The 7,352-nt window shown below is 64.4% G+C and carries 5 protein-coding genes; 3 read left to right on the top strand and 2 right to left on the bottom strand.

Features of this window, described 5'->3' with window-relative positions:
• Both A8G08_RS13910 and A8G08_RS13915 read left to right on the top strand, forming a co-directional pair.
• A partial coding sequence (locus A8G08_RS13910) for an amino acid adenylation domain-containing protein (RefSeq protein WP_068274901.1) occupies positions 1-3,065 on the top strand: 3,065 nt, incomplete at its 5' end.
• A gap of 170 nt (positions 3,066-3,235) precedes the next feature.
• Positions 3,236-3,985, top strand: coding sequence for an O-methyltransferase (locus tag A8G08_RS13915; RefSeq protein ID WP_068274903.1), 750 nt, complete (start codon positions 3,236-3,238; stop codon positions 3,983-3,985).
• Between the two features lie 308 nt (positions 3,986-4,293).
• Here A8G08_RS13915 and A8G08_RS13920 read toward each other — a convergent pair whose 3' ends face one another.
• On the bottom strand, positions 4,294-6,429 hold the full coding sequence (locus A8G08_RS13920; protein ID WP_068274895.1) for a catalase: 2,136 nt from the start codon (positions 6,427-6,429) through the stop codon (positions 4,294-4,296).
• A gap of 201 nt (positions 6,430-6,630) precedes the next feature.
• On the opposite strand from A8G08_RS13920, the gene mbp1 reads away from it, so the two are divergent.
• Positions 6,631-6,870: a microaggregate-binding protein 1 gene (gene mbp1, locus A8G08_RS13925; RefSeq protein ID WP_068274898.1), complete on the top strand. Its 240-nt coding sequence runs from the start codon at positions 6,631-6,633 to the stop codon at positions 6,868-6,870.
• 297 nt (positions 6,871-7,167) lie between these two features.
• Here the strand turns inward: mbp1 and A8G08_RS27785 are convergent.
• Positions 7,168-7,352 (bottom strand): hypothetical protein (locus tag A8G08_RS27785; RefSeq protein WP_222844269.1); only part of this gene is annotated, 185 nt, incomplete at its 5' end.

The following is a 7,352-nucleotide window of genomic DNA, read 5'->3' on the forward strand; positions in this document are numbered from 1 at the left end:
CGGGAATGGTCTCGAACGTCGTGCCTTTGCGGGTGCGCGGGGTTCCCGACAGCACGGTCGGTGACCTCGTGAAGCAGGTTCGCCTGGTCATGATCGGGGCGTTGCGCCACCAGCTGTATCGGCACGAAGACCTGCTCCGTGACCACGGGGCGGCCCTAGCCGGTCGCAATGGTTATGGCCCGCTGATCAACGTCCTCGCGTTTCGCGACGGCATCGACTTCGGAGCCGCTCGCGGTCGGGCGCATCTGCTCTCGAGCGGTCCGGTGGACGATGTGGCGATCAATTTCTACCGATTTGGCAATGGGCCGTTCAGCATCGATTTTCACGCCAATCCCGGGCTGTACAGCGCCGACATGCTGGATCGGCATCTGCACCAGTTCATGGACTGGCTGACCCGATTCCTCTGGGCTTCGGACGAGGAGAAGGTTTTCGCCGTCTCCGCCGGCGAGCGCGGCATCGGTGCCCCGCAGCCGAGGCGCCGGCCACGGTTGCTGCCGGAGTTGCTCTCGGCCGGGATCGGTGCCGGTGAACGGATTGCGCTGCGCGGGCAGGGCCGGTCGGTCTCTTATCGCGAACTCGACGAACTGTCCTCGCAATGGGCGCGTGAGTTGATCGCGCACGGTGCAGGGCCGGAAGTTGTTGTCGCAGCGGCGTTGACGCGGTCGGTGGAGTCGGTGATGGCTTTGTGGGCGGTTGCCCGGACCGGCGCGGTGTTCTTTCCAGTGAATCCGTCCGATCCCCCGGCGCGAGTGGTGAAACTGATTGCCGACTCGGGTGCGACGCTCGGGCTCACCAGCACAGAGTGGCGAACTCCGCTGACGGACACGGCGGTCGACTGGTTGATGGTCGACACCGACGAATTCAGAGTTGCCGCAGCGTCACGGTCGAGTGCTGCGGTGACCGACGCGGACCGGATACGACCGCTGCGCCCGGATCACCCCGCCTATCTGATCTACACCTCTGGATCCACCGGAGAACCGAAGGGCGTGTTGAGCACGCACGAGGGGCTGGCAGCGCTGGCGGACGACCTGCGCACCCGAAATCGCATCAGCGGCGAATCGGTAGTTTTGCAAGCACATTCGCCGTTTTGCGATGCGTCGATGCTGGAGTACCTTTCCGCGTTCGCTCCCGGAGCATCCTTGATGGTCCCGGCGCCGGACATCGTTGCCGGACAGAGGCTTTTACAGGTCATGCAGGATAATGCGGTCACGCACCTCGTTGTCACGCCGGCCATTCTGGCAACGCTCGACGCGGACCGATTGCCGTCGTTGCAGACCGTCACCGTCGGCGGGGACAAATGCCCACCCGGACTGGTGGAGCGCTGGGCGAGCCGGTTACCGATGTTCAACTCCTACGGCCCCACCGAGGCCACCGTGGTGGTGACCCAATCCGAGCCGCTCGACCCGGACGCGACGATCACGATCGGTCGTGGCCTGCCCGGGGTGCAGACTCTCGTCCTGGATTCCCGGTTGCGCCCAGCACCGCGCGGCGCCCGTGGCGAGCTGTATCTGGCCGGTGCCGCATTGGCGCGCGGGTATCTGGGGCGGTCCGGGGTCACCGCGCACAGTTTCGTGGCAAATCCGTACGGGCAGCCAGGCGCTCGGATGTATCGCACCGGCGACGTCGTTCGCGAACAGGAGGACGGGACGCTCGAGTACTTCGGCCGAGGCGACGCTCAGATCTCGCTGCGTGGGCAGCGCATCGAACCGTCCGAGGTCGAACGCGCGCTGGCCGCGGACGACGCGGTCGATCAGGCCGTGGTGCGGGTGTGGGCTTCGGAGACACTTGGGGACCGACTGATCGGCTACGTCGTCCCCGCAAGGGCAGAGAAGGAGCATTTCGACCGTGCCGCTGTGCTGGCGCGGGTACGGACAGTGTTGCCGCCAGGGATGATTCCGGCAGTGCTGGTGGCGTTGCCCGAAATACCGATCAATCCGAGCAGCGGCAAGATCGATCGATCCGCGTTGCCGGATCCGCAGACGCTGCCTCGCCCGGTATTCCGTGCGCCGGCCTCGCGCATCGCGCACATCGTGGCGGAGACGATCGCCGAGGTGACCGGGCAGTCGCGTATCGGATTGGACGACAACTTCTTCGAACTCGGCGGGAACTCGCTGCTGGGAGTGAAGCTGTGTCAGCTGCTGTCGGAGCGGACCGGCACGGCAGTGCCGGTTGCCGCGCTCTTCACCCCGACGGTGCAAACCCTGGCTGCCGCCATCCAATCCGCAGCTGCGGGCGCGAACAGCGACGTCACGGTCCGCGGATCGGCCCTGGATCCGGTTCTTCCGTTGCGTAGCGATGGTTCCCGGACGCCAATGATTTGCCTGCATTCCGCCGTGCCGCTGTCGTGGTGCTACTCGGGCTTGCTGCAATACGTCACCGACCGACCCGTCTACGGGCTGCAATCCCCCGCCATCGCAGACGGATCGCGGCGATACGGCTCCGTCGAGGAACTCACCGAGGCGTATCTGGACGTGCTCATGCGCGTACAGCCGGAGGGTCCGTATCACCTGTTGGGGTGGTCGCTGGGAGGTCAGCTCGCGCACGCACTGGCAGTCAGGCTGCGCGCGAAGGGCTACCACGTGGAAACGCTCGTCATGCTCGACAGCGTGGCCGTCGGAGACGGCGCACCGCAGCCGCAGCCGCAGCCGCCGACCGTCCGTGATCTGGTCACACATCTCCAGGGAGATGAATCGGCCACTCCGGATAGCCGGCAGCTGACCCTCGACGAGGCTGTCGATCTGCTCGCCGACAGTCCCTGGCCCGGGCGGGGATTGAACCGACAGCAGCTCGAACGCCTGCACCAGGGATATGTCGACTGCGTTGGTATGTCCGCGCGCTACCGACCCGAACACTACGACGGGAATCTTCTGTATTTCTCTGCACGCGAGGGCATTACCCGCGAACTGACCGCTGAAATGTGGCGGCCCTACGTTGCCGGGACCATCACCGAACACGCCGTCGGCGTCACACACGCCCAAATGACCAACCCCGAGGCATTCGCGGTCATCGGACCGATCCTGGAAGCCGAACTGAATCGGCGGCACGGCGAAGGGACAAGCAGGTGAGCAAGTTTTCCGCAGCCTTCGGGGCATCCGCGGTGTCGGTTGTTTCGTCGATTCTGCTAATCGCACGCCGACCGAGGGTTCTCGGTCGGCGGTACCCGCGACTGCTGCTGGCCGCCGTCACTGCCGTTGCCTTGGCCGTCGCCGCCAACGAGTGGGTCGGCAAACCGGTGATGTTCCTGCGATGGTCGTACGTGCGGTTCCTGTTCGGTCTCCGGCACATGGGCGCCCACTGGCAGGTCGGGGACGGCCGCGAGGAGGCCCTGGCCGACTACGTGTGCACGCACGCGCGCAGAAATGACATCGACGACGTCATTCGCGTGATCGACGAGTTCTGCTACACCAAGAGCTACCTGATCAACGTCGGCGATGAGAAGGGCCAGATACTCGATCGTGCCGTTGTCGGGGCGCGTCCGAGCCGTCTGCTGGAACTCGGCACCTATTGCGGCTACAGCGCGTTGCGCATCGCGCGGGTCATGCCAGACGACGCCGTGCTGTACTCGATCGAATTCAACCCAGCGAATGCGGCTGTCGCCCAAAGAATCTGGGACCACGCGGGCGTGGGCGAGCGCATCGTCGTGATCGTCGGAACACTCGGCGACCACGGAAAGACACTCACCGCACTGCGAGAAACGCACAACTTCGCGCCCGGCACACTCGATTTCGTATTCCTCGACCACGAGAAGGACGAGTATCTCCCCGATCTACACCGGATCCTCGATCAGGGTTGGCTGCGTTCGGGCTCGGTTGTCATGGCGGACAACGTGAAATACCCCGGCGCCCCCGAGTATCGGGAATTCATGCGCTGCCAAGAGGGCGCCACGTGGCGTACCCGAGAACACCGGTCTCACGCCGAATACCAGAAGATCATCAAAGACCTCGTGCTCGAATCGACCCACCTGGGGCCACCGGCCAACGCGTGACGGGACTGCTGCGCGATTGCGTGACGATCGTCCAGCACTGCCTGAAGCCTCCTGAAGGTACATCTGCCAGTGCAATTAGCCTGGGTCGAGCAGACCCGACCGAATTCGTCGCGCCAGATGTGCCCACCGAAAGGATTAGCCACCGGGGCACTTCCCATTTCGGGACTATCCGTCGAAACGATCCTCACGCTGCACGACGCGCCCGACAACGCACACAGGGGCGAAAGGACCTTGGCGTCTGTTCTCGGCATCGAACCGGACCGGACACGGGTGGTCTCGTCGCACGTCCGGCAGCCGTTCGCCCCGGTTCACGCCGGGATGGCCTCCGTCCTGCGCGCCCAGTCGCGATGCTGAGCAAGCGATTTCACAAGCTCCTCGATGAACTGGTCGGGCAGGTCGTCCTGTGCCGCTGTGCTGCTGATGACGCCATTGCTGTTAGTCACATCGGTGCCGTCCGCGAATTCCTCGGAGACGCCGGCGGTGCGCAGCAGGTCGACGCCCTTGCCGAATGCGCCGACGGCCTTCGCGTGTTTGTACGCCTCGGCGACGAAGTGCACCGCGTATCCATCGGAGGACAGCGTCGGAACCGAGTCCGGGCCGCACGGCACGATCACCGCGTCGTAAAGCACGGATGCCATCGTGTTCAGCACACGGTCGACAGCGAGTTCGCCGCCCGAACCACCCGACAGTGTCCCGCCGTGCGGTGCAAGAATTTCCACGATCGCACCGCGGTTCGTCAACGCGGACATCACCGTCTCCACACCCTTGACGTCGACACCATCGGCGGCAAGCACAGCGATCTTGCGCGTCGCGATGCTCCCCGTCGCGAGGTTGACTTGCGAGAGTGCAGGAGATGTTGTCGTCTCCGGGGTGGGGACAGCGTCCGGTAACGGTAGTCCGAGTTGTTCTGCAACCCGTTCGGCCAGGTCGCGATCCACTCGATTGAGCTGTGCGAGAACCGCACTGCGAATCTCCACCGTCTCCACCTTGCCCAGTTCGAACGAGAACGCGGCCACGATGTGCTCGGCCTCGACCTCGGACATGCTGCGCCAGAACAACGCCGGCTGGCTGTAATAGTTCTTGAAGCTCTCGGCGCGCTTGCGGATCGTCTCGCCGTCCAGTCGCTGGGTGTAGTGACGGAACACACCTTCGTCGGCGATCGCCGGGCAGCCGCCACCGAGCGTGTTCTTGTGGTAGCTGGTGCGGCCCCGGTGAATCTTCTGCTGGCTGTAGCCGTCGTACTGATTGGTGTGCACATCCGCGACCGGCCGATTGACCGGCAGCTGAGCGAAATTCGGGCCACCGAGCCGGATCAGCTGGGTGTCGAGGTAGGAGAAGTTGCGGAACTGCAGCAGCGGGTCGTTCGTGAAATCGATTCCGGGCACCACGTTGGCGGTATGGAAGGCGACCTGCTCGGTCTCGGCGAAGAAGTTGTCCGGATTGCGGTTGAGCACCATCTTGCCCACCGGCCGCACCGGAACCTGCTCCTCGGGAATGATCTTGGTGGCGTCGAGCAAGTCGAAGTCGAAATCGAATTCGTTCTCTTCGGGAACGAGCTGTACGCCGAGTTCCCACTCGGGGTAATCGCCGGCCTCGATGGTGTCCCACAGGTCGCGCCGGTTGAAGTCGGGATCGTTGCCTGCCACCTTCTGGCATTCGTCCCACAGCAGCGAGTGCACACCGAGCTTCGGTGTCCAGTGGAACTTCACGAAAGTTCCCTTGCCGTCGGCGGTTACGAGCCGGAAGGTATGCACGCCGAAGCCCTGCATCATCCGGTAGCTGCGCGGCAATGCACGATCGGACATCAGCCACATGATCGCGTGCAGGGTTTCCGGCTGCAATGAGACGAAGTCCCAGAGGGTGTCGTGAGCGGACGCCGCCTGCGGAATCTCGTTGTGCGGCTCGGGTTTCACCGCATGAACGAAGTCGGGGAACTTGATTCCGTCCTGGATGAAGAACACCGGCATGTTGTTGCCGACAAGATCGTAGTTGCCCTCGTCGGTGTAGAACTTTGTCGCGAAGCCGCGCACATCGCGCACGGTGTCGGCGGACCCTCGCGATCCGGCGACGGTGGAGAAGCGGACGAACACCGGGGTCTGCTTGCCGGGCGTGGTGAGGAACTTCGCCGCGGTGAACTCGGCGAGCGAATCGTCGTATGGCTCGAAGTATCCGTACGCTCCGGCGCCGCGCGCATGCACGACGCGTTCGGGGATCCGCTCATGATCGAAATGGGTGATCTTCTCGCGCGCGTGGAAATCTTCGAGCAGCGTCGGCCCGCGTTCGCCGACCGAGAGGGCGTCGTCGGTGTGGTCGACGCGCACGCCCTGCTGGGTGGTCAGGTACCCCTCGTCGCGTTTGACGCGCGCACCGTCGAGTTGGGCCTGTTTGGCATTGTTGTTCTGGGCATTGCCGTTCTGGGTATTTTCGGGGCCGTTCTGTGCCATTGAGCTCATGCCTTCCCGTTGGTCGTCGCCGACGCTTTCACTCGGCGTACCCGTGGGGGGCGTCACCAAACGGCTGAAATGCGCAGTTCGGTCCGCGATCGGAACCGATCCGAAAGAAATTTCGGACCGGGGTGTTAGTCGCGGCGACCGTCGGGTAGCCGGAGGACGTAAGCGAAGTCCGTTACCAAGAAAGGGGACAAAGTGGCAGACAAGAACAGTGGACCCAGCGAAGGCATCAAGGGCGTCGTCGAGGGCGCCAAGGGCAAGGTGAAGGAAGCCGCCGGTGCCATCACTGGTCAAGACGATCTGGCCCGCGAGGGTCGCGCCCAGCAGGACAAGGCCGAGTCTCAACGCGAGGTCGCGCAGAAGGAAGCCGAAGCCGAGAAGGCTCGCGCCGAAGCGAAGACCGACGAGGAACGCCAGAAGTCCCACCAGCGGTAAGCACCGCACCGACGCAATGAGGGTCGGCGACAGTGCCGATCACAGGGCTGGCCCCGCATCACGCGGGGCCAGCCCCGTTTGTGTCGGTCGGCGGGGGCCATAGGCGTCGCCGGGTGCAAATTTCATAAGACGGCTTAATCGGCCCGAATAACCGGCTGCGCCACATTGCGCACCCGCACCCCGAAGCCCGCGAAGTGATGGGGGTGACGGGGGTTGGGTCTGCGCGGTGTGGGAATTGGCGACTACACGAACCCCGACGCCGGAGGACCCACTGTGACGACGCAGCCGCGCCCGGTATCACCGACACAGCGACTGGGTCATCCCCTGCTGCGACGGGAACGGTTCGATCCACGTGTGTGCCACCGCGCAGCGGGTACTCCCCCGGGCATGAATGCTGCCGCTCTGGTCCGCACCGGTCGGACGCGATGAGGACGCGATGAGGACGACCGTACCGACGGGTGTCGTCATCGTCGTTCCCGCAC

This window comes from Aldersonia kunmingensis (assembly GCF_001646865.1).
GTDB classification, from domain to species: Bacteria; Actinomycetota; Actinomycetes; order Mycobacteriales; family Mycobacteriaceae; genus Aldersonia; species Aldersonia kunmingensis.